The sequence below is a fragment of the Azospira sp. I09 genome (assembly GCF_009177135.1).
GTDB classification, from domain to species: Bacteria; Pseudomonadota; Gammaproteobacteria; order Burkholderiales; family Rhodocyclaceae; genus Azospira; species Azospira oryzae.
In genome coordinates this window covers 562,131-582,599 of sequence record NZ_AP021844.1, presented here as the reverse complement: position 1 = coordinate 582,599, position 20,469 = coordinate 562,131, and the positions used below count along the sequence as shown (strand labels likewise).

11 protein-coding genes and 7 tRNA genes are annotated in these 20,469 nt (G+C 67.2%); 12 read left to right on the top strand and 6 right to left on the bottom strand.

Going from position 1 to position 20,469, the window contains the following annotated elements; genetic code table 11:
* Positions 1-111: 111 nt before the first annotated feature.
* Together parC and AZSP09_RS02655 are read right to left on the bottom strand one after the other, a co-directional pair.
* Positions 112-2,646, bottom strand: a complete 2,535-nt coding sequence (gene parC, locus AZSP09_RS02660) for a DNA topoisomerase IV subunit A (protein ID WP_152089095.1) — start codon at positions 2,644-2,646, stop codon at positions 112-114.
* A gap of 2 nt (positions 2,647-2,648) precedes the next feature.
* The gene (locus tag AZSP09_RS02655) at positions 2,649-4,622 is read right to left on the bottom strand and encodes a DNA topoisomerase IV subunit B (RefSeq protein ID WP_152089094.1); all 1,974 of its coding nucleotides are present in this window, start codon (positions 4,620-4,622) and stop codon (positions 2,649-2,651) included.
* Positions 4,623-4,969: 347 nt separating this feature from the next.
* Between AZSP09_RS02655 and AZSP09_RS02650 the strand changes: the two genes are divergently transcribed.
* Complete coding sequence (locus AZSP09_RS02650) at positions 4,970-7,330, top strand: penicillin-binding protein 1A (RefSeq protein WP_152089093.1); 2,361 nt, start codon at positions 4,970-4,972, stop codon at positions 7,328-7,330.
* Positions 7,331-7,605: 275 nt separating this feature from the next.
* Here the strand turns inward: AZSP09_RS02650 and AZSP09_RS02645 are convergent.
* Positions 7,606-7,680 (bottom strand) — tRNA-Val (locus tag AZSP09_RS02645).
* A 156-nt stretch (positions 7,681-7,836) separates the two neighbouring features.
* Between AZSP09_RS02645 and gltX the strand changes: the two genes are divergently transcribed.
* From gltX to AZSP09_RS02595, 10 genes are all read left to right on the top strand, one after another.
* Positions 7,837-9,228, top strand: coding sequence for a glutamate--tRNA ligase (gene gltX, locus AZSP09_RS02640; RefSeq protein WP_152089092.1), 1,392 nt, complete (start codon positions 7,837-7,839; stop codon positions 9,226-9,228).
* A gap of 66 nt (positions 9,229-9,294) precedes the next feature.
* Positions 9,295-9,370, top strand: a tRNA-Ala gene (locus AZSP09_RS02635).
* Positions 9,371-9,393: 23 nt separating this feature from the next.
* Positions 9,394-9,469, top strand: a tRNA-Glu gene (locus AZSP09_RS02630).
* An 89-nt stretch (positions 9,470-9,558) separates the two neighbouring features.
* Positions 9,559-9,635, top strand: a tRNA-Asp gene (locus tag AZSP09_RS02625).
* A 232-nt stretch (positions 9,636-9,867) separates the two neighbouring features.
* Positions 9,868-9,943: transfer RNA gene (locus AZSP09_RS02620), tRNA-Ala, on the top strand.
* A 23-nt stretch (positions 9,944-9,966) separates the two neighbouring features.
* A tRNA-Glu gene (locus AZSP09_RS02615) sits at positions 9,967-10,042 on the top strand.
* A 55-nt stretch (positions 10,043-10,097) separates the two neighbouring features.
* A tRNA-Asp gene (locus tag AZSP09_RS02610) sits at positions 10,098-10,174 on the top strand.
* 77 nt (positions 10,175-10,251) lie between these two features.
* Positions 10,252-11,013, top strand: coding sequence for an SIR2 family NAD-dependent protein deacylase (locus AZSP09_RS02605; RefSeq protein ID WP_152089091.1), 762 nt, complete (start codon positions 10,252-10,254; stop codon positions 11,011-11,013).
* A 184-nt stretch (positions 11,014-11,197) separates the two neighbouring features.
* The gene (locus tag AZSP09_RS02600) at positions 11,198-12,988 is read left to right on the top strand and encodes a lytic transglycosylase (RefSeq protein WP_152089090.1); all 1,791 of its coding nucleotides are present in this window, start codon (positions 11,198-11,200) and stop codon (positions 12,986-12,988) included.
* Between the two features lie 292 nt (positions 12,989-13,280).
* Positions 13,281-14,501: an MFS transporter gene (locus tag AZSP09_RS02595; protein WP_172974680.1), complete on the top strand. Its 1,221-nt coding sequence runs from the start codon at positions 13,281-13,283 to the stop codon at positions 14,499-14,501.
* 108 nt (positions 14,502-14,609) lie between these two features.
* Here the strand turns inward: AZSP09_RS02595 and AZSP09_RS02590 are convergent, their stop codons facing one another.
* From AZSP09_RS02590 to AZSP09_RS02580, 3 genes are read right to left on the bottom strand one after another with little or no spacing between them, the layout of a single operon-like run.
* Entirely contained in the window at positions 14,610-16,622 is a 2,013-nt protein-coding gene (locus AZSP09_RS02590) for an ABC transporter ATP-binding protein (RefSeq protein WP_152089089.1), read from the bottom strand.
* A complete protein-coding gene (locus AZSP09_RS02585) occupies positions 16,622-18,070 on the bottom strand; it encodes an ABC transporter permease (protein ID WP_152089088.1) in 1,449 nt (482 codons plus the stop codon). Before AZSP09_RS02585 ends, AZSP09_RS02590 begins: the two co-directional genes overlap by 1 nt.
* A gap of 1 nt (position 18,071) precedes the next feature.
* On the bottom strand, positions 18,072-19,049 hold the full coding sequence (locus AZSP09_RS02580) for an ABC transporter permease (RefSeq protein ID WP_152089087.1): 978 nt from the start codon (positions 19,047-19,049) through the stop codon (positions 18,072-18,074).
* A gap of 132 nt (positions 19,050-19,181) precedes the next feature.
* Here AZSP09_RS02580 and AZSP09_RS02575 point away from each other — a divergent pair, with 132 nt between their 5' ends.
* Entirely contained in the window at positions 19,182-20,450 is a 1,269-nt protein-coding gene (locus AZSP09_RS02575; protein WP_152089086.1) for a TIGR03862 family flavoprotein, read from the top strand.
* The last annotated feature ends 19 nt before the right edge of the window (positions 20,451-20,469 follow it).

Sequence of the window (20,469 nt, the reverse complement as noted above, 5' to 3'; positions counted from 1 at the left end):
CGTGTCAAAGGCTGAGCGTCCGCTTTCTCAGGGGCTGACCGGCAGTAATGGGTCGGAAGCAGTCAAAAAAGGGGCGCCTAAGCGCCCCTTTTTCTTTTCCCATCAACCGCCCTACTTCAGCGGCGTCTCCCGTACAAAGCCCACCGGCTGGGTTCTGCCGATGAAGGCTTCGCCCTTGCGGGCCCGGGCGCTGAGGAAGATTTGCACGTCCTTGGGCGTCACGGACATCTGGGTTTCCTTGCCGGTCTTGGAGATGCAGCGGATCTGCAGGGTCTCGTCGGAGGCGGCGACGGCCACGGCGGCCAGGGTGTCGCCTTCGTTGAGTTTCATCAGGATGACGCCACGGCCGCCCCGGGGCAGCTCGTTCACATCGGCGATGGGGAACACCAGCAGGCGGCCGCCGCTGCTGATGGCGAGCAGGGTTTCGTGGCTGTCGAAGGTCCATGGCGAGAGGATGGTGTCGCCCGGCTCGACGCTGATGAACTGCTTGCCGGCCTTGTTGCGGCCGAGCATGTCGCCGATGCGGCAGGTGAAGCCGTAGCCGCTGGAAACGGCCAGCAGCACCCGCTGTTCGGCGTTGCCGCAGACCATCTGGGCCACCTTGGCGCCGCTGGGGATGGTGATGAGGGTGGCCACCGGCACGCCGTCGCCGCGCCCGCCGGGCAGGCTGGAGACGGGCACGGTGCAGGCCCGGCCGTCGGTGAGCAGCACCACCACGTTGTCCACGGTGCGGCATTCCTGGGCGGCGAAGAGGCGGTCCCCTTCCTTGAAGCCGACGGTGGAAAGGTCGAGGCCGTGGCCCTGGCGGGTGCGCATCCAGCCCTTTTCGGAGAGCAGCACGGTGACGGGTTCGTTGACCACCACCTGGGCCACGGCGGCCCGCTCGGCGGCTTCCACCACGGTGCGGCGCTCGTCGCCGTATTTCTTGGTGTCGGCTTTGATCTCGCTGATGATCAGGCTCTTCATGGCCTTGTCGTCGGCCAGGAGGTTTTCCAGGCCGGCCTTCTCTTCCCGCAGCTCGGCCAGTTCCTGCTCGATCTTGATGCCTTCGAGGCGGGCCAGCTGGCGCAGGCGGATTTCCAGGATGTCTTCGGCCTGGCGGTCGGAGAGGTTGAAACGGGCGATCAGGGCGGCCTTGGGCTCGTCCGACTCGCGGATGAGGTGGATCACTTCGTCGATGTTGAGGAAGACGATGTGCCGGCCTTCCAGGATGTGGATGCGGTCGTTCACCTTGCCCAGGCGGTGCTCGGTGCGGCGGCGCACGGTGTCGAAGCGGAAGGCGATCCACTCGGCCAGCAGGTCCTTCAGGGTCTTCTGCCGCGGCCGGCCGTCCAGGCCGATGGCCACCATGTTGATGGGGGCCGAGGATTCCATGGAGGTGTGGGCCAGCAGGATGTTCATGAACTCGTTCGCATCCTGGCGGCTGGAACGGGGTTCGAACACCAGGCGCACCGGGTGCTGCTTGTCGGATTCGTCCCGGGCCTTTTCCAGCACCGAGAGAATCAGCTGCTTGGTCTGGGTCTGTTCCTGGGTCAGGGTCTTCTTGCCGGTCTTGACCTTGGGATTGGTCAGGTCCTCGATCTCTTCCAGGATCTTCTGGTTGGAGGCGGAGGGCGGCAGTTCATAGACCACCAGCTGCCACTGGCCCCGGGCCAGTTCTTCCACCTTCCAGCGGGCGCGCACCTTGAGGGAGCCGCGGCCGGTCTCGTAGGCATTGCGGATGTCGGCGGGGGTGGAAATGATCTGGCCGCCGCCGGGGAAGTCCGGCGCCGGGATGTACTCCATGAGGTCGGCCACCGACAGCTCGGGCTTCCTGATCAGGGCGATGGCCGCTTCGGAGACTTCCCGCAGGTTGTGGCTGGGCATTTCCGTGGCCATGCCGACGGCGATGCCGGAGGCGCCGTTGAGCAGCAGCATGGGCAGGCGGGCCGGCAGCAGGGCCGGTTCCTGGAAGGCGCCGTCGTAGTTGGGCTGGAAATCCACGGTGCCCATGTCCAGCTCGCCCAGCAGCAGCTGGGCGATGGGGGTGAGGCGGCATTCCGTGTAACGCATGGCGGCGGCGGTATCGCCGTCCCGGGAACCGAAGTTGCCGATGCCGTCCACCAGGGGATAGCGCAGGGAGAAATCCTGGGCGACGCGGACGATGGCTTCATAGACGGAGGAATCGCCATGGGGGTGGTACTTACCGATGACGTCGCCCACCACCCGGGCGGACTTCACCGGCTTGGCGCCGCTGGTCAGGCCCAGCTCGTTCATGGCGTAGAGGATGCGGCGCTGCACCGGCTTCTGGCCGTCGCAGACATCGGGCAGGGCCCGGCCCTTGACCACGCTGACGGCGTATTCCAGATAGGCCCGCTCGGCAAAGAGGGCCAGGGGGGCGGAATCGGCGTCCGTCGGCAGGGGCGGCAGGGGGGCCAGGTTGTTGCCGCCACCGCTGCCCCCGGAGGCAGCAGCCACGGGCATCTCCGCCTCGGCATCGCCAGCATCGCCGCCGGATGCGGCTTCCAGGGCACCGTCCATTTGCGCTGCCTGTTCGATCAGGTGTTCGGCCACGGCTTCGGCCTGGGCCACTTCGGCGGCAGTCGCCTTGTTGTCGTCGGCGGCGAAGAGATCGCCGCTCAGGGTGTCGTCGTTCTTGTGGGTCATGGTCAGATATCCGCCTCGACTTCGTTACCGTGCACTTCCAGCCATTCGCGGCGGGAGCTGGCTTCGCCCTTGCCCATGAGCATGTTCATCTTGGTGATGGTCTCTTCCATGGGGTAGTCGCCGAATTCCACCCGCACCAGACGGCGGGTGTCCGGGTTGAGGGTGGTGTCCCACAGCTGTTCGCTGGACATTTCGCCCAGGCCCTTGAAGCGGGAGATGGAGAGGGCTTCGAGCTTGATGCCTTCCTTGACCAGCTTGTCCTTCACCGCTTCCAGCTCGTTCTCGTCCAGGGCGTAGATCTTGCGCGGCGGCCGGTTCTTGCCCTGGCCCGGCACGTCCACCCGGAACAGGGGCGGCTTGGCCACGTAGATGTTGCCGTTGGCGATGAGCTTGGGGAAATGGCGGAAGAACAGGGTCAGGAGCAGGCACTGGATGTGGCTGCCGTCCACGTCCGCGTCGGACATGATGATGACCTTGCCGTAGCGCAGGCCGTCGATGCTGGTGTCGCTCTCCAGGGTGTGGTGGTCCACGCCGATGGCCACGGCGATGTTGTGGATTTCCACGTTGGCGTAGAGCCGGTCCGGCTCCACTTCCCAGCTGTTCTGCACCTTGCCGCGCAGGGGCAGGAGGGCCTGGAATTCCTTGTCCCGGCCCTGCTTGGCGGAACCGCCGGCGGAATCGCCTTCCACCAGGAACAGTTCGTTGCGCTCGATATCGTCGGATTCGCAGTCGGTGAGCTTGCCCGGCAGCACGGCGACGCCGCTGCCCTTTTTCTTTTCCACCTTCTGGGCGGAACGCTGGCGGCTCTGGGCCTGCTTGATGGAAAGCTCGGCCAGCTTCTTGCCGTATTCCACGTGCTCGTTGAGCCACAGCTCGAAGGTGTCGCGGAACATGGCGCTGACCAGCTTCACCGCGTCCCGGGAATTGAGGCGGTCCTTGGTCTGGCCCTGGAAGCTGGGGTCCAGGATGCGGGCGGAAAGGAGGAAGCTGGCGCGGCCGAAAACGTCTTCCGGCAGCAGCTTGACGCCCTTGGGCAGCAGGCTGTGCATGTCCACGAAGCTCTTCACGGCCTGGAAGATGCCGTCCCGCAGGCCCGATTCGTGGGTGCCGCCGCCGGGGGTGGGAATCAGGTTCACATAGGATTCCCGGGCCAGGGCGCCCTCTTCCGTCCAGGCGATGGCCCAGGCGGCGCCCTCGCCCTCGGCGAAACCGTCGCCGTTGGTCGGCTTGCCGGCGTATTTCTCGCCGACGATCATGGGAATCACCAGGTCGGTGCCGTCCAGCAGCTCGGCCAGGTAGCCGCGCATGCCGTCCTTGTAGGCCCATTCTTTGGTCTCGCCGCTGCGCTCGATGTGCAGGGTGACAGCAACGCCGGGCAGCAGCACGGCCTTGGAGCGCAGGATGTGCTCCAGCTCGCCCATGGGGATGGTGGGGGAATCGAAATACTTGGCGTCGGGCCAGGCGCGCACCCGGGTGCCGCTGGCCTTCTTCGGCGCATCGCCGATGCGGGCCAGGGGTTCCACCACGTCGCCGGCGGCGAAGACCAGGCGGTGCATGCCGCCTTCCCGGGCCACTTCCACCTCGAGGCGGGTGGACAGGGCGTTGGTGACGGAAACGCCGACCCCGTGCAGGCCGCCGGAGAAGCTGTAGGCGCCACCGGCGCCCTTGTTGAACTTGCCGCCCGCGTGCAGGCGGGTGAACACCACTTCCACCGTCGGCGCATTTTCCACCGGGTGCAATTCCACCGGAATGCCGCGGCCGTTGTCGGCCACGGAAATGGAGCCATCCACATGGACAGTGACCAGGATGCTCTTGGCGAAACCGGCAATGGCTTCGTCCGCCGCGTTGTCGATGACTTCCTGGATGATGTGCAGGGGATTTTCGGTCCGGGTGTACATGCCCGGACGCTGCTTCACCGGTTCCAGGCCCTTGAGGACCGTGATCGACGAAGCGTTGTAATCGGAAGGATTGCTCATGGTGCTTTTTTTCCCCGTTTCGGGCAAAGCGGCAAAAACGCCGCGACAGGCTAAACAAAACGGGCGTCAGATTACCAAATTCGGGCCGGCAACGCCCATCCTGCTTGTATGACAGGCGGGCCGTCCACCGGCCCCGGCGCGGCGTCCCGGCCTTGCCGGATCACATTTAATCGTTGAAAAACAAGGGCCATTGCCGAAAACGGGAGCTTGCGTCCGATAATTCCCCGACTATTGCGGTGCAGCGATAAAATTGGCGCCAGGCAGCCGTTCCAGCGCCAGCCAAGAAGTCCGGTCCCGCCCCGCCTGCGGCAAGGGCAGCGGCCAGACAGCGGAAAGCGATCCAGCCCTTGAATCCCCACACCTTCCCCGTTCGCCTCCAGACCCTTCTCCTCGACTACTGGCAACGCCTGCGCCGCCTCGGCTGGCGCGGCGTGCTGCTGCTCCTGGCCCTGCCGCCGGCCCTGCTGCTGGCCTACGCCCTGCTGCTGATCCCCTTCACCCCGGGCATCAGCGACCTGCGCAAGGCCAAGCAGGAGCAGCCGGCCCGCATCCTCAGCGCCGACGGCAAGGAACTGGCCGTGTTCAAGCGGGCCAACCGGGAATGGGTGAAGCTGGCCCAGGTGTCGCCCCGGGTGGTGGAGGCCCTCATCGCCACCGAGGACCACCGCTTCTACCAGCACCACGGCATCGACTGGCGCCGCACCGCCGGCGCCGCCCTCAACACCTTTTCCGGCGACCGCCAGGGCGGCTCCACCCTGACCCAGCAGCTGGCCCGCAATCTCTACCCGGACGAGATCGGCCGGGCCCCCACCCTGACGCGCAAGCTGAAAGAGGCCATCACCGCCCTCAAGATCGAGGCCCTGTATACCAAGGAGGAAATCCTCGAGACCTACCTCAACACGGTGCCCTTCCTCTACAACGCCTACGGCATCGAAATGGCGGCCCGTACCTATTTCGACACCTCCGCCGGCAACCTGGACGTGCTGCAGAGCGCCACCCTGGTGGGCATGCTCAAGGGCAACAGCTATTACAACCCGGTGCTCAATCCGGAACGGGCGGTGCAGCGGCGCAATATCGTCCTGGCCCAGATGGTGAAGCGGGAGCGGCTCTCCCCGCCCCAGTTCGACAGCCTGAAGAAAAAGCCCCTGCGCCTGGACTTCGAGCGCCAGAGCGAGCCGGAAGGCCCGGCCCCCCACTTCGCCCAACAGCTGCGCAAATGGCTCATCGCCTGGGCCGACGACCACGGCTACAACGCCTACGCCGACGGCCTGGTGGTGTACACCACCCTGGATTCCCGCCTGCAGGCCTGGGCCAACCAGGCCGTGGCGCGCCAGGGCTACGTGCTGCAGAACCAGGCCGACGCGGCCTGGAACCGCCGCGGCGGCTGGAACGCCGCCAATCCCCTGGTGCGCACCCTGGTGGGCGAAACGCCGGAATACCGCAGCGCCGTCGCCGCCGGCCTGGGCCAGGAGGAGGCACTGAAGAAGCTCCTAGCCGACAAGGCCTTCATGGCCGCCCTGCGCCAGCAGAAGACCCGCATCCAGGCCGGTTTCCTCGCCCTGGACCCGCGCAACGGCCAGGTCCGGGCCTGGGTCGGCAGCCGGGACTTCAGCCAGGACGCCTTCGACCACGTGCAGCAGGCCAAGCGCCAGCCCGGCTCCACCTTCAAGCCCTTCGTCTATGGCGCCGCCTTCCTGCGGGGCGCCCAGCCCGGCGACAGCCGCATGGACCAGGCCGTGGAAATCCCCCTGGCCGGCGGCGAAATCTGGCGCCCCGCGGACCACGATCCCCCCAGCAACCAGCCCATTACTCTGGCCACCGCCCTGGCCCTGTCGAAAAACACCGTCACCGCCCAGCTGATGCAGGAAGTGGGCGCGGTGCGGGTCGCCCGCCTGGCCCAGGCCATGGGCATCCGCCAGAGCCGGCTGGAAACGGTGCCTTCCCTGGCCCTGGGCACCAGCCCGGTGAGCCTCAGGGAGATGGTCGCCGCCTACGGCACCATCGCCAACGGCGGCGGCTACCTGGAGCCGGTGCTGGTGAGCCGCATCGAAAACGGCAAGGGCAAGATCCTGGCCGAATTCGCCCCGGCAGACCCGGAACCGGCCCTGCCGCCCAAGGTGGCCTACACCCTGGTGGACACCATGCGCGGCGTCATCGACCGGGGCACCGGCAGCGCCATCCGCAGCCGCTTCGGCATCCGCGCCGACGTGGCCGGCAAGACCGGCACCACCCAGGACAACACGGACGGCTGGTTCATCCTCATGCACCCCCAACTGGTGGCCGGCGCCTGGGTCGGTTTCAACGATGCCCGCATCACCCTGCGCAGCGACTACTGGGGCCAGGGCGCCCACAGCGCCCTGCCCATGGTGGGCGATTTCTTCCAGCAGGCCCTGCGCTCGCGCCAGATCGACGCCAAGGCCCGCTTCGCCGAACCCGAGGACAGCAGCCTGTTCACCCGCGTCCTGGCCTGGGGCCGGGACTGGTTAACCCAACTGCTGGCCCCCGCGCCGGAAGCGCCCCCGCCCCACAGCTCCCGCCGCGCCCCCGCCCCGACCAGCCCGCCGCCGCAACCCGAGCCCCTGCCCGTCGAACCGCCCCCGGCCCCCCCGCCGGAAGAGGCCAACCGCTACGGCGAACCGGGCTTCAATCCCCTGGCCCCGCCGCCGCCCAGTGCCCCGACACCCAGCACTCCGGTGGAAGGCCAGTAGCCGCAGTCCATCTGCCCCTCTGTTGCCCGTGCTCGCGAGAAACAGGGGCGGGGGCCGATCGCAGGAACAGTAGTAGGAAACACCGACAGCCGGCACGGAGCAGGCAGGGGGATGATGACGAAAGGGGAAAACCGGGGGACGAGTCTGAGGCCGCAAACGGAATTGACAGGACTAGCGGAGATGGGGCTTTTTGCCCGAGCGGAAGGCAAAAAGCAAAAAAGCCGCCAAAAGGCAGCTTTTCGTTATTCGTCACACCGTCGTTTTCCAGAGGTTTCTGGTGGGTGGTACAGGGATTGAACCTGTGACCCCTGCCGTGTGAAGGCAGTGCTCTACCGCTGAGCTAACCACCCGGTGCGTCGAAGAGGTGCGCATTAGACCACAACAATTTCGGGTGGTCAAACGTTTTTGAAAAAAACATCTTTTCTCCCCCGGAGCACCCGCTGCCGGGACCGGCGTCCATGGCATCCATTACAATGCCTTCTTTTGTTCAACGCCAGACACCCACCATGATCCGTACCCGTTTCGCCCCCAGCCCCACCGGTTACCTGCACATCGGCGGCGCCCGCACCGCCCTCTTCTCCTGGGCCTACGCCCGCCGCCACGGGGGCAAGTTCGTGCTGCGCATCGAGGATACGGACGTGGCCCGTTCCACCCCGGAAGCCGTGCAGGCCATCATCGACGGCATGAACTGGCTCGGCCTGGAGCACGACGAAGGCCCCTTCTACCAGATGCAGCGCATCTACCGGTACAAGGAAGTGATCCAGCAGATGCTGGAAGCCGGCACCGCCTACCACTGCTACACCTCCCCCGAAGAACTGGAACATATCCGCGAAGCCCAGCGGGCCAAGGGCGAAAAGCCCCGCTACGACGGCCGCTGGCGCCCGGAGCCGGGCAAGACCCTGCCCACCCCGCCTTCCGGCATCCAGCCGGTGGTGCGCTTCAAGAACCCGGTGGACGGCGTGGTGGCCTGGGACGACCTGGTCAAGGGCCGCATCGAGATCAGCAACAGTGAGCTGGACGACTTCATCATCGCCCGGGCCGACGGCACCCCCACCTATAACTTCTGCGTGGTGGTGGACGACTGGGACATGGGCATCACCCAGGTCATCCGCGGCGACGACCACGTGAACAACACCCCGCGCCAGATCAATGTGCTGCAGGCCCTGGGCGCCAGCGTGCCCCAGTACGCCCACCTTTCCATGATCCTGGGCGACGACGGCCAGAAGCTATCCAAGCGCCATGGCGCCGTTTCCGTCATGCAATACGACGAGGACGGCTATCTGCCGGAAGCAGTGCTCAACTACCTGGGCCGCCTGGGCTGGTCCCATGGCGACGACGAAGTGTTCTCCATGGAACAGTTCTGCCAGTGGTTCGACCTGGACCACATCACCCCGTCGGCCGCCCAGTTCAATACGGAAAAGCTGAACTGGCTCAACGCCCACTACATCAAGCAGGCCGACAACGGCCGCCTGGCCGACCTGGTGCGCCCGCGCCTGGCGGCCCGGGGCATCACGCCGGCGCCGGTGCCGGCCCTGGAATCCATCATCGCCCTCTACAAGGAACGGGTGCATACCCTGAATGAGCTGGCGGATGCGGCCGAGGTCTTCTACATCGACATCCACCCCAACGCCGAACTGCTGGCCCAGCACCTCAGCGAGGAAGCCAAGCCGGCCCTGGCCGACTTCATTGCCGGCGTCCAGGGCGTCAATTGGGAAGCGCCGGCCATCGGCGCCCTGATCAAGGAGACCGTGGCCAAGCACGGCCTGAAGATGCCCAAGCTGGCCATGCCCCTACGGGTGCTGCTCACCGGTCAGGCCCAGACCCCGTCCGTGGATGCGGTGGTGGCCCTGTTCCCCCGGGAAAAGGTGCTGGCACGACTGGCCGCAGCAAAAATTTAAAAAAAGTTGGCGAAGAGGGTTTACAAGCTAAAAAACGCTCCCTATAATTCGGCCTTCTTTCGCGGCGGGGGTATAGCTCAGCTGGGAGAGCGCTTGCATGGCATGCAAGAGGTCCGCGGTTCGATCCCGCGTACCTCCACCATACAAATGCGAAAGATACCTAGGGTCCCCATCGTCTAGAGGCCTAGGACACCGCCCTTTCACGGCGATAACCGGGGTTCGAATCCCCGTGGGGACGCCACCTACAGCAGGGCTTGCTGATCGACAAAATCAGCAAGCCCTAAGTTTTGTAAGCGGCACCAGTTTTACCGTTGCAAGCTTCAGAAGTTCGGAGTGGTAGTTCAGTTGGTTAGAATACCGGCCTGTCACGCCGGGGGTCGCGGGTTCGAGTCCCGTCCACTCCGCCAGCTAAAAGCAAAAAGCCAGCAGAAATGCTGGCTTTTTGCTTTTCAGCCCTCCCCCTGTCACCCCCGACTGCCCTACGAGCCTTTCCCCATCAGGCCCACAGCCCGTCAAAGAGTACCCAGCAAGAGACAAAACAGGGACTTATCCAGGTGAATGGCGATTTTCTTAAAAAAAATCACAAAAGGGCTTTACAACCCCAAAAACGCTCCCTATAATTCGGTCTTCTTTCGCGGCGGGGGTATAGCTCAGCTGGGAGAGCGCTTGCATGGCATGCAAGAGGTCCGCGGTTCGATCCCGCGTACCTCCACCATACAAATGCGAAAGATACCTAGGGTCCCCATCGTCTAGAGGCCTAGGACACCGCCCTTTCACGGCGATAACCGGGGTTCGAATCCCCGTGGGGACGCCACAGATTCAAGTGGTACCGGCAGCATCGGTAGCGCAGTACAGAGTTAAAGCAGTTTGGAGTGGTAGTTCAGTTGGTTAGAATACCGGCCTGTCACGCCGGGGGTCGCGGGTTCGAGTCCCGTCCACTCCGCCAACAAAATAGAGAAAACCGGCCCTGTGCCGGTTTTTTCGTTTTCAGCCTCCATTTCCTCACATCTCCGGGAGTCCGCCATGGACACAGCCGCCACCCTGGATGCCGTTGCCGAAGAACTGGCAGAGGCCCGCCGCGTCCTTTTCATCACCGGCGCCGGCATCTCCGCCGACTCGGGACTGCCCACCTACCGGGGCGTCGGCGGACTCTACGAGGAGGACCTGACGGCGGAAGGCTTTTCCATCGAAGAGGCGCTGTCCGGCCCCATGCTGCGCCAGCATCCCCAGATCACCTGGAAATACCTGGCCCAGATCGAGCGCACCTGCCGTGACGCCCGCCCCAACCGGGCCCACCAGGTCATCGCCGATCTGGAACGGCGCGGCACCGCGGTCACCGTCTTCACCCAGAACATCGACGGCCTGCACCGCCAGGCCGGCTCTTCCGATGTCATCGAGATCCACGGTCGCCTGCATCATCTGCACTGCACCCGCTGCAGTTACGAGACGGAAGTGGACAGCTTCTCCGACCTGGAACTGCCGCCGGCCTGCCCCCGCTGTAACGCCCTGGTACGGCCCCGGGTGGTGCTTTTCGGCGAATCCCTGCCGCAGATGGAAATGGAACAGCTGCTCCGCACCCTGGATGCCGGCCCCGACATGGTCTTTTCCATCGGCACTTCCAGCCTCTTTCCCTATGTGGCCGAACCGGTGCTGTGGGCCAGCGAGCAGGGCATCACCACGGTGGAGATCAATCCGGGCACCACGCCCGTCAGCCCCTTCGCCGACCACCGCATCACCCAGGGGGCTGCCGCCACCCTGGAGGCCCTGTGGCAACGCCTCCGGTAAAGACCGTACGTCATTTCAACGGCCTGAATTTTTTACCTTTGGCAGCGGATATCCCCTTCTTTTCATAGGGTATAATTCCGCGATTAGGTCATCCTGAAACGTCGTGCCCGACGCCCGGCCCGCCTGCCGTGCCGGCCCTCGGGAATCCCCCCGCCTGGCGGGGAACAGCAGACAAAGAGAATCTATGACGCTCGACGACACGCTAGGCTGCACCCTCCGCTTCATCCGGCAACTCCATCGTTCCCTCCCGGCCCTGGCCTGCGGCGCCCTCTTCGCCGCCACTCCCGCCCAGGCCAACGACCAGCCCCTGACGCTTTCCTTCGCCCCCAGCCTGCAGTCCATGGTGCCGTCCCGCACCGAACTGTCCGCTCCCGAAGCCAGCCCGGTCCAGAACGATGGCAGCCTGCCGGTGGAGGAGATCGCGCCGATCCCCCAGTTACCCCGCACCATCGACCTCACCACCTCCCCCGACAACCTGTGGGAACGCATCCGCAACGGCTTCGGCATGCCGAACCTGAACAACGACCTGGTGCTGACCCACCAGCAGTGGTACATGAACCGGCCCGATTACGTGCGACGCATGGTCGAACGCAGCCGCCGCTACATGTTCCACATCGTCGAGGCCATCGAGAAGCGCGGCATGCCCATGGAACTGGCCCTGCTGCCCATGGTGGAAAGCGCCTACAACCCCATGGCCTATTCCCGCAGCCACGCTTCCGGCCTGTGGCAGTTCATTCCCTCCACCGGCAAGAACTTCAAGCTGGAACAGAACTGGTGGGTGGACGACCGGCGCGACATCATCGCCTCCACCTCCGCCGCCCTGGACTATCTGCAGACCATCTACGAGATGCACGGCGACTGGCAGCTGGCCCTGGCTTCCTACAACTGGGGCGAAGGCGCCGTCGGCCGGGCCATCGCCAAGAACCGGGCCAAGGGTCTGCCGACGGATTACGAAAACCTGACCATGCCGGCGGAAACCCGCAACTACGTGCCCAAGCTGCAGGCCCTCAAGAACATCCTCTCCAACCCCCGCCTGCTGGCCCAGTTGGACCTGCCCCAGATTCCCAACCAGCCCTACTTCGCCGCCGTGGCCAAGCCGGCCGACATGGACGTGAAGGTGGCGGCCAAGCTGGCGGAAATGCCGGTGGATGAATTCGTCGCCCTCAACCCGGCCCATAACCGCCCGGTGATCAAGGCCGACCGTCCCCTGGTGCTGCCGGCGGAAAAGGTGGAGCGCTTCCGCGCCAACCTGGAAAACAACGAAGCCCCCCTCTCCTCCTGGACCTCCTACACCCTCAAGGCCGGGGAAAAGCTGGACAAGGTGGCGGCCCGCCTGGGTGTCTCCGTGGCTCACCTGAAGACGGTGAACGGCCTGCCGCCCAAGGCCAAGGTAGGCGCCGGCACCACCCTGCTGGTCCCGGCCCGGGACGGCATCGAAGGCGACCTCGCCGTCGCCTCCTTCACCCCGCCGGCAGCCGAAACCGCACCCGCCCGCAGCGACGCCCGCACTGATTCCCGGGCCCAGCCGGCCAAGTTCCACGTGGTCAAGAAAGGCGACACCCTCTTCTCCATCGCCCGCCGCTACGACGTTTCCGTGGACGAGCTGAAGCGCTGGAACAAGCTGGGCCGCAACATGGCCGCCGGCACCAAGCTCACCGTGGCCCCCGCCGTCGCCGCTCCCGCCGCTGCCGCCAAGACCACGGTGGCCAGCGCCCCGGCCAACGGCCGCGTCAGCGCCACCCTGGAAGGCAAGAACCTCAAGCTGAGCAAGAACGACAAGGCCCCGGCCAATGCCAAGGCCGCTGCCGCCAAGGCCAAGGTGGCCCGCTACACCATCCGCAAGGGCGACACCCTGGCCGGCATCGCCAAGAAGTTCAAGGTGGAAGCGGACGACATCAAGCGCTGGAACAAGGTGGCTCCGGGCAACCTGAAACCGGGCCAGACCATCACCATCCAGCTGGCCCAGAACGACTGAGGCCGAAGGACGACGGATAAAGGCGCCTGCGGGCGCCTTTTCTTTTGGCCGGCGGGGCGCGGCAAGGATTTTCCGCCTTCCGCCTTCCGCCCCCCGACGGCTCCGTTGTGGCGCGCCTAAGCTGCCGCCACCTGCAGGTGCAGCCCTACACCGTCATCTCCAGCGCTTCAAGTACGGATATCCCCGCTCCGGCAGGATTGCGGCGGGGCGTAGAATTCAAGCCTTCGCCGCCGTCCCTGCCGGCGCCGGGCCGCGCCTGGCCGCCCCGGAACCCGGCTTCCACTCGCTGACCATGACCCCCACGTATTCCACCGCTGCAGCCGCCGATAGCGGAGGGCTGCAAGCCGGCACCCCCGCCTTCCGTCGCGCCAACCTGGCCCTGGCCACCGGCGGCTTCACCTGCTTCGCCCTGCTTTACGGCACCCAGCCGGTGCTGCCCCAGCTCACCCACGAGTTTGGCATCTCCCCGGCCAGCGCCAGTTTCAGCGTCGCCGCCGGCACCCTTTCCATGGCCCTGCTGCTCATTCCCTTGAGCCTCATCGCCGACCGCTATGGCCGGGAACGGCTGATGCGCCTGGGGCTGCTGGGGGCCGCCTTGTTCGCCTGCGCCTCCGCCTTCATGCCGGACTTCCACCTGCTGGTGCTGTGCCGGGCCCTGCTGGGCGCCTGCATTGCCGGGGTGCCCGCCGCCGCCATGGCCTACCTGGGGGAAGAGATCGCCCCCAACGCCCGGGGCCGGGCCATGGGCCTCTACATCGCCGCCAACGCCCTGGGCGGCATGTCCGGGCGCTTTCTCTCGGCCCTGGTGACGGGCTGGTGGGACTGGCGCCACGGCCTGGGAGCCCTGGGCCTGCTGGGGCTGCTGGCGGCCTTCACCTTCTGGCGCCTGCTGCCGCCGGCCCAACACTTCAGGCCCCGCTCCCTGGAGCCCCGCCTGCTGCTGGCGGACGTGGGCCGCATCTACGCCGACCCGGGCCTGCCCTGGCTGTTCGTCACCGCCTTCCTCATCATGGGCAGCTTCGTCGGCATCTACAACTACCTGGGCTTCCGCCTCAGCCTGCCGCCCTACGGCCTGGGCCCGGCGGCCATCGGCGCCATCTTCCTGCTCTACGCCGTGGGCAGCGCCTCCTCGGCCCTGGCCGGCCACCTGGCGGACCGCATCGGACGCAGCCGCATCGTGCTGCTGATGAGCCTGACCATGGCCGCCGGCATCGGCCTCACCCTGGCCGCGGCCCTGCCCCTGATCATCCTCGGCCTGGCCGTGTTCACCTTCGGCTATTTCGCCGTGCATGCGGTGGCCAGCGGCTGGGTGGGACGCCGGGCCGGGCCACGGCGGGGGCTGGTCTCCGCCCTGTACCTGTCCAGCTATTACCTGGGCGGCAGCGTCATCGGCAGCGCCACGGGCTGGCCCTGGATCCACGGCGGCTGGCCGGGAGTGGTGGCCACCCTGCTGGCCTGCGTGGCGGTGGTGCTGGGCATCGCCCTCTCCCTGCGGCGCCTGGGAGACGGCTGAGGAACCCGGAAAACAGCCTGGCCGCAAAGGCAGAAGGGACGCCACTTTCCACCATGGCACGGTGGAGAATGGCGTCCCTTCTGCCTTGCAGGGGTGCTTGTTTTGCGGCTAGTCCGCCGGATAGAGATGGCAGCGCACCACCACGCCGCCGGCCTGGGTGCTGGGGGCCGGGTATTCCTGGCGGCAGCGCTCGCTGGCCTGGGCGCAGCGGGGATGGAAATGGCAGCCCTGGGGCGGCCGGGCCGGGGACGGCGTCTCGCCGGGCAGGCGCACCATTTCCCGCTGACCCGCCAGGCGGGGCTCGGGCACGGCCGAGAGCAGGGCCCGGGTATAGGGATGGCAGGGAGCCGCCAGCACCTGCTGCACCGGCCCCTGCTCGACGATGCGGCCCAGGTACATCACCGCCACGTCGTGGGCGAGATATTCCACCACGGCGAAGTTGTGGGTGATGAAAAGATAGGCCAGCCCCAATTCCTCCTGCAGGCGGCGCAGCAGGTTGAGAATCTGGGCCTGCACGGAAACGTCCAGGGCCGAGGTGGGCTCGTCGCACACCAGAAGCTCCGGCTGTACCGCCAGGGCCCGGGCGATGGCGATGCGCTGGCGCTGGCCGCCGGAAAATTCGTGGGGATAGCGGCCCAGAGCCTCCGCCGGCAGGCCCACCGATTCCAGCAGGGCGGCCAGGGCCGCCCGCCGTTCGTCCCGGCTGGCGGCCACCCGCAGGGCGGTCATGCCTTCCTCGATGATCTCCCCCACGGTAAGGCGGGGGTTGAGGGAGGCGAAGGGGTCCTGGAACACCATCTGCATGCGCCGCCGCAGGGGCTTCAGTTCCCGCTCCGGCAGGCCCAGCAGCTCCCGGCCATCGAGCCGCACCGAGCCGCTGGCCGGCAGCAGGCGCAGCACGGCCTTGCCGGCGGTGGTCTTGCCGCAGCCCGACTCACCCACCAGGGCCAGGGTACGGCCCCGCTGCAATTCCAGGGACACCCCGTCCACCGCCTTGACGTGGCCCACGGTGCGCTTGAAGAGGCCCTTGCGGATGGGGAAATGGACCTTCAGTTCGCCCACGGCCAGCAGGTTTTCCCGGGCGGCGTCGGCGGCAGCGGCAGCAGTCGGTGGCGCGGCGGGCAGGTCCGGCAGGCGCTGCTCGCCGCCCGGCAGCTGTTGGGCCACCCAATGGCAGCGCACTTGGTGCCCCGCCTCCAGCTCGGTCCAGCCCGGGCTTTCCAGGCGACAGCGGTCCATGGCCACCGGGCAGCGGGGGGCGAAGCGGCAGCCGGCGGGCATGGCGGCCAGTCCCGGCACCTGGCCGGGAATGGTGGCCAGTTGGGCGCCCCGCTGGCCCAGGTCCGGCAGGGCAGCGAAGAGCTTTTGCGTATAGGGGTGGCGCGGGCTGGCGAAAAACTCCTGGCGGGGGGCCGTCTCGACGATTTCGCCGGCGTACATGACGCCGACCCGGTGGGCGCTGCGGGCCACCACGCCCAGGTCGTGGGTGATGAGCAGCATGCCCATGGCCCGTTCCGCCTGCAGCCTGGCCAACAGGTCGAGAATCTGGGCCTGGATGGTCACGTCCAGGGCCGTGGTCGGCTCGTCGGCAATGAGCAGGCGCGGCTCCCCGGCCAGGGCGATGGCGATCATGGCCCGCTGCTTCATGCCGCCGGAGAGCTGGAAGGGATATTCCTGCAGCCGCCGCTCCGGGTCGGCGATGCCGACGGCGGTGAGCAGGGCCAGGGCTTCCCGGCGGGCCGCCTCGCCCTTCATGCCCCGGTGCCGTTCCAGGGATTCGCCGATCTGGCGGCCGATGGTCAGCACCGGATTGAGGCTGGTGGCCGGCTCCTGGAAGATCATGGCGGCGGCGCTGCCGCGGCGGTCGCGCATGGCCGCTTCGGGCAGGGCGAGAATCTCCTCCCCTTCCAGCCACACCTCGCCGCCCTGGATGCGCCCGGCGTTGGGCAGCAGGCGCAACAGGGCCAGGGCGGTGGCGGACTTGCCGCAACCGGATTCGCCGAGCAGGGCGAAGGTCTCGCCGGGGGCCACGGCGAAGGAGACGCCGTCCACGGCGGTGAGCACCCGGCCGCCGGCGAGGAAGCCGGCCTTGAGGTTGCGGACGGAAAGCAGGTCGGACATCAGGCGGCCCTCGGATCGAAAGCGTCCCGCACCACGTCGGCGAAGAGGTTGGCGGCCAGGACCAGGATGAACATGAAAACGAAGGCGGCGGCCAGGGACCACCACACCATGGGCTCCCGGGCCAGTTCCATGCGGGCGTTGTTGATCATGGTGCCGAAGCTGATCATGGTTGGGTCCACGCCGATGCCGACGTAGGAGAGCACGGCCTCGGCCAGCACCAGTCCGGAGAAATCCATGACCAGGGCGATCAGCACGATGTGTATGACGTTGGGCAGGATGTGACGCAGCAGGATGCGCCAGGAGGAAACGCCGAAGGCCTGGGCCGCCTGGATGTATTCGAGCTGGGACAGCTTCAGGGTCTCGCCCCGCAGCAGGCGGGCCAGGCCGGTCCAGCTGGTCATGCCGAGGATGAAGCAGAGGGCCAGCAGGCGCAGGTCGGCCCGCTCGGCGGCGGTGGCGAACCACTCCGGATGGGTGTCGATCACCACCTGCATCATCAGCACGGCGGCGGCGATGAGCAGCACCCCGGGAATGGAACTCAAGGTGGTGTAGAGATACTGGATCAGGTCGTCCACCCAGCCGCGGAAATAGCCGGCGGCGATGCCCAGCAGCACCCCCACCGGCAGGGTCACCAGGGTGGTGACGAGGCCGATGACCAGGGCGGTGCGGATGCTCTTGAGTATCTGGTAGAGCACGTCCTGGCCCACCTTGTCGGTGCCCAGCACATGGTATTCCGGCGCCAGGGCCAGCAGGGGCGTGAGCAGCAGGAAGAGGCCGGCCAGGGTCAGCAGCAGGGCATCCCAGGCCGGCGCCGTGCTGGTGGGCGGCCGCCGCCACAGTTCCCGCCAGGACTGGCGGAAGGAACACTGCCGGCGTCGGGCCAGACGGCCGGCGAGAAAAATCGCCAGGGCCGCCCACAGCAGGGCCGCCAGGCCGTACCCCTGCAGCAGGCGCCGGGCCACGTCGCCGGCCCAGGCGGATTCCTCCGACCCCAGGTGGGCGCCGCCGAACTTGAGGCGGGGAAAGTCCCGCTGCTGCACCAGGCTGCCGTCGGGCTGGCGGACTTCCTGCATTTCCTTGGCGTAGGCCCGGGTGGCCAGGGGCGCCGAATAGGTCTTTTCCACCTGGGTGCGCAGGGGCGTCAGGAGGGCGTCCAGGAGCGAGAGGACTTCGACCCCGTAGGCCGGTGCCGCCCCGGCGCCGCCACCCTGGCCGTTCTGCGGGGCATCGGCCAGGCGGGGCCGGTAATGGGCGGAGTCCAGCAGACCCACCGCCACGAACAGCGCCAGTACTGCCAGAGAGGCCATGCCGGTACGGCTGTGCAGCACCCGGCCCCAGGCGGCGCCCAGGGGCGGCGTGCGGGCCACGCCCCAGGCCAGCAGGCCCAGGGCCGCCACCAGCAGCCAGATGACCAGGTCGGACCAGAGGAAGACGGGAAGGAAGGCCATGTCAGTCGAAGCGAATCCGCGGGTCCACCAGGGTGTAGGAAATGTCAGTCAGGATCAGGCCGGCGATGTACAGCACGGAGCCGATGAAGACCATGGAGCGGACCACGGCGAAGTCCTGGGCGTTGATGGCGTCGATGGTGTAGCTGCCCAGACCGGGAATGCCGAAGAAGGATTCGGTGAGCAGGGAGCCCATGAAGAGCAGGGGAATCACCACCACCACCCCGGTGAGGATGGGGATCATGGCGTTGCGCAGCACGTGGCGGAACATCACGGCACTCTCCGAGAGGCCCTTGGCCCGGGCAGTGCGCACGTAGTCCTTGCCCATTTCCTCGAGGAAGATGGTGCGGTACCAGCGGGCGCTGCTGCCGATGCCGGCGACGACGCCGATGGCCACCGGCAGGAGCAGGAATTTCCAGGTGTCCAGGCCCTCCACGTAACCGGAGATGGGCACCAGCCGCCACACCTTGGAGATGAGCCACTGGCCGCCGATGATGTAGAACAGGCCGGAGATGGACATCATGGCGACGCAGGCGACGACGCCCCAGAAATCCAGGGCCGTGGCGCGGAAAAAGGCCAGCAGCAGGGCCAGGGAAACGGTCACCAGCAGGCCCAGGATGAAGGTGGGGATGGCGATGGCCAGGGAGGGCCCCATGCGGGTGCGGATTTCGGTGGCGATGTCGCGGCCGTCCTCCGCCGCGCCGAAGTCGCCGACGAAGAGCCGGGCCGACTTGGTGAAGAAAATGGTGCGGGTCGCCTTTTCCAGGCCGGCGGCCTCGCCGTTCCAGAACAGGGGCGCATCGTAGCCCCGTTCCGCCTTCCACTTGGCGATGGCTTCAGGGGTCACCCGTTTCACGCCCAGCTGCATGCGTGCCATGTCGTCCGGCGTATTGACGACGAAGAAGAGGGCGAAGGTGAGCAGGTTCACCCCGATGAGAATGGGGATGGCGTAGAGGAGGCGACGCAGGAGGTAGGCAAGCATGACCCCGCGACTATACCAAGGCCGCCCCGCCCCTGACCACCAAAGGGCTTTGCCCGGACCCGGCGCCGGCCCTAGAATGGCGGCCGGTTTGCCTTCTTTTGCTCCTGCCCGAGTCCTGCCCGAGTCCAGCCCATGACCCCCATGCCCTCCCCTCCTCCCCACGTCGCCGTCATCGGCGGCGGCCCGGCCGGGCTCATGGCGGCGGAAGTGCTGGCCCGGGACGGCGCCCAGGTCACCGTCTACGAGGCCATGCCCTCGGTGGGACGCAAGTTCCTCATGGCCGGCAAGGGCGGCATGAACATCACCCACAGCGAGGACTTCGCCACCTTCCAGGAACGCTACGGCAGCGCCCGGGAACGGCTGGCGCCCCTGCTGCAGGAATTCGGCCCGGAGGCCCTGCGGGCCTGGATCCACGGCCTGGGCATCGACACCTTCGTCGGTACCTCGGGCCGGGTCTTCCCCACCGAGATGAAGGCGGCACCCCTGCTGCGGGCCTGGCTGCACCGGCTGCGCCAGGACGGCGTCGCCTTCCAGGTGCGGCACCGCTGGCTCGGCTGGAGCGCCGACGGCGCCCTGCGCTTTGCCACGCCGGCAGGGGAAATTGAAGTAAAGCCCGCCGCCACGGTGCTGGCCCTGGGCGGCGGCAGCTGGGCCAAGCTGGGCTCGGACGGCGCCTGGGTGCCCACCCTGACCCGGGCCGGCATTGCCGTGGCGCCCCTGCGGCCGGCCAACTGCGGCTTCGACGCCGCCTGGAGCCCCCATTTCCGGGAGCACTTCGCCGGCCAGCCGGTGAAACCGGTGGTGGCCGCCTGCAGCGGTCCCGACGGCCGGGCCTGGCGCCGCCAGGGGGAATTCGTGGTCAGTGCCGACGGTGTCGAGGGCGGCCTCATCTACGCCCTCTCCGCCCCCCTGCGGGACCTCATCGAGCGGGACGGCAGCGCCACCCTGAGCCTGGACCTGCTGCCCGGCCACAGCGCCGAGCGGGTGCTGGCCGAGGTGCGCCGCCCCCGGGGCTCCCGCTCCCTCTCCAGCCACCTGCAAAGCCGCCTGGGCCTGAAGGGGGTGAAGATGGGCCTGCTGCGGGAATGCCTGGACAAGGAGCGCTTCCAGGACGAGGCCGCCCTGGCCGCCGCCATCAAGGCCCTGCCCCTGCGGCTGCTGGCGCCCCGTCCCCTGGACGAAGCCATCAGCAGCGCCGGCGGCGTGCGCCTGGAGGAGCTGGACGAGCAGCTCATGCTGCGGCAGCGGCCCGGCCTCTTCTGCGCCGGCGAAATGCTGGACTGGGAGGCACCCACCGGCGGCTATCTGCTCACCGCCTGCTTCTGCACCGGCCGAAAAGCTGGCATGGGAGCCGGGCAATGGTTAAAGTTGAGGCAACGGGCGGCCAGCACAACAACATAAGGGCCGCCCCAACGCCAGA

What these genes read in the sequence shown, in the direction of transcription:
- AZSP09_RS02585 (WP_152089088.1), bottom strand. Translation starts at nt 18,070, where the DNA reads ATGGCCTTCCTTCCCGTCTTCCTCTGGTCCGACCTGGTCATCTGGCTG.
- parC (WP_152089095.1), bottom strand. Translation starts at nt 2,646, where the DNA reads ATGACCCACAAGAACGACGACACCCTGAGCGGCGATCTCTTCGCCGCC.
- AZSP09_RS02575 (WP_152089086.1), top strand. Translation starts at nt 19,182, where the DNA reads ATGACCCCCATGCCCTCCCCTCCTCCCCACGTCGCCGTCATCGGCGGC.
- AZSP09_RS02655 (WP_152089094.1), bottom strand. Translation starts at nt 4,622, where the DNA reads ATGAGCAATCCTTCCGATTACAACGCTTCGTCGATCACGGTCCTCAAG.
- gltX (WP_152089092.1), top strand. Translation starts at nt 7,837, where the DNA reads ATGATCCGTACCCGTTTCGCCCCCAGCCCCACCGGTTACCTGCACATC.
- AZSP09_RS02595 (WP_172974680.1), top strand. Translation starts at nt 13,281, where the DNA reads ATGACCCCCACGTATTCCACCGCTGCAGCCGCCGATAGCGGAGGGCTG.
- AZSP09_RS02600 (WP_152089090.1), top strand. Translation starts at nt 11,198, where the DNA reads ATGACGCTCGACGACACGCTAGGCTGCACCCTCCGCTTCATCCGGCAA.
- AZSP09_RS02605 (WP_152089091.1), top strand. Translation starts at nt 10,252, where the DNA reads ATGGACACAGCCGCCACCCTGGATGCCGTTGCCGAAGAACTGGCAGAG.
- AZSP09_RS02580 (WP_152089087.1), bottom strand. Translation starts at nt 19,049, where the DNA reads ATGCTTGCCTACCTCCTGCGTCGCCTCCTCTACGCCATCCCCATTCTC.
- AZSP09_RS02590 (WP_152089089.1), bottom strand. Translation starts at nt 16,622, where the DNA reads ATGTCCGACCTGCTTTCCGTCCGCAACCTCAAGGCCGGCTTCCTCGCC.